The organism is Bartonella raoultii (assembly GCF_019659805.1).
Classification (GTDB): Bacteria; Pseudomonadota; Alphaproteobacteria; order Rhizobiales; family Rhizobiaceae; genus Bartonella; species Bartonella raoultii.
Map to the genome: position 1 here is coordinate 1 of NZ_JAIFRO010000021.1, position 1,995 is coordinate 1,995.

Here is a 1,995-nt window from a genome sequence, read left to right on the forward strand (position 1 = left end):
CAAATTAACACAGCTAAACAACTTCAAACACAGCTTCAACAATATAAAGATATGGTAAAACAGGGGCTTTCATTTTCTAGTCCACAATTTGATGGTTTGCAGGGTACTCTACAAAAATTGAAACAAGTTTATCAAGATAGTCAGAGCATTTCTTATAATATGGGGAATCTAAATAGCAGGTTTGAAAAAATGTTTCCTGGTTATGAAGATTATTTAAAAAATTCGGGAAAGATAAATCCAAAAAAAGATTATAGAAAGTGGGCGGAAACTGGTTTTTCTAATTCACGAGTTGCGATTGAAGCCGCAGGGATTAACACTAGCAGTTTTGAGAATGAAGACAAAATGATGCAAAAACTTGTTGATCGTTCAGCAAGTGCAGAAGGGCGTATGCAAGCCATTCAAGCTGGAAATGAAATTGCAGCACAACAAGTTAAACAATTGCAACTACTTCGTGATCTTGTTGCTAATAATACCACTTTGCAAGCAAATTACACGGCCAATGAGGTGGAGCGTAGAGCAAAAAATGAAGCTGATGTTGAAAAGTTTTTTGAGACAAAATCACCAGATACAGATCGTGGACATGCATATTAAATAAACACTCTAAGTTAAGAAGCAAAAACGCGTTTTTTTAATATTGTTTTTGATTGTGCTGGGGTATATATTTTTTACAGATATTTCTTTTGCAGATGGCTTAGACAAAACTAAATCATTTACTGGTTTATTAGATTTGATAGAAAATCAATCTCGTAGTTGGTATTCAAAACTACATCATTATGGTTTTCGTCTTTTTTGGTTATTGGCCGGTATTCAATTTCTTATTAGCTTTATTCCTCTTTTGTTTAAACAATCTGATATTGCTGATTTTGTAGGAGAATTGGTTAAGTTCATTCTTGTGATAGGCTTTTTTGCTGCTCTTTAGAGTATTCTCAAGAATGGGGACAGCTATTGTTGAAAGTTTTCGTACAGCAGCAGCTCATGCAAGCGGAAGATCCAGAGTCTTTCCTGCAGATGTTTTGGTGAAGCTTCTAATATTATGGACGCTATGGCAAATGTTAGTACTTGGAATCCTATAACTTCTGTATTGATTGCTATTCAGTCTATTATTGTTTTTTTATGCTTTGGCTTTATCGCTGTTTTACTAGCTGTTACACTTATTGAATCGTATATTGTAATCAATGCATCTGTTATATTTATGGGGTTTGGAGCGTCTCAATGGACACGAGAAATAAGTATAACAACATTTCGTTATGCTGTCTCTGTTGGCGCAAAATTATTTGTAATGACGCTTTTAGTGACTTTGATTTCCAATTCTATGCAGGCGTGGAAAGATGCATATGTTTATTCTTCTGCGTCAAATTGGACATTGCTAGGACTTTCTTTGTTATGTGTTTATTTAACAAAGACTCTTCCAGAAATTATTGCTGGTTTAATTTCTGGTTCAAGTGGTGGAACTGGTGCAACTATTGGAGCAATGGCTGGTGCTGCTGTAGGAGCAGCTGCGAGCATAGCTGCTATAGCAGCAACTGGTGGGGCAGCAGCACCAGCTGCTGCTGGTGGAGCATCTGCTGCTGGTGGAGCATCTGCTGCTGGTGGAGCAGCTGGTGCTGGTGGAGCAGCTGGTGCTGGTGGAGCAGCTGGTGCTGGTGGAATGGGCGGCGGTTCTATGATGGGACCAGGAAGTAATGTAAACGCTTCTAAAATGACTGGAAACTCTTTTAAAGATAGTGGTAGTAAACCTCAATCTGGGGGAAATCCACGTGTAGCTGGAGGGGAAAACCGTTCCACTAGTACTAGTCAACCTCAAGCTAAATCGGTTCCTCCAGATCAATCATCGGTTTCTCCAGATCAATCTAAGTCACCTTCTCTAAAAATGAGAGATGTGGCTGATATGACTTTAAAAGGTGCTGGACATATGGCTGCTTTTTGTATTCCAGGAATGGAAGATGCGGCAAATCTTAGTCTTAATGCTCCACCGACATCACCAGAATATAATGA

General features: G+C 38.5%; 3 protein-coding genes. All 3 read left to right on the top strand.

All coding sequences use genetic code 11. The features are described from left to right. Positions 1 to 591 (top strand): P-type conjugative transfer protein TrbJ (trbJ, locus tag K3248_RS08500; protein ID WP_220717896.1); only part of this gene is annotated, 591 nt, incomplete at its 5' end. 55 nt (positions 592 to 646) lie between these two features. Beyond that, the gene (locus K3248_RS08910; RefSeq protein WP_246588446.1) at positions 647 to 919 is read left to right on the top strand and encodes a TrbL/VirB6 family protein; all 273 of its coding nucleotides are present in this window, start codon (positions 647 to 649) and stop codon (positions 917 to 919) included. Between the two features lie 123 nt (positions 920 to 1,042). Further along, the coding region (gene trbL / locus K3248_RS08505; RefSeq protein ID WP_246588464.1) for a P-type conjugative transfer protein TrbL at positions 1,043 to 1,995 on the top strand (953 nt) is incomplete at its 3' end.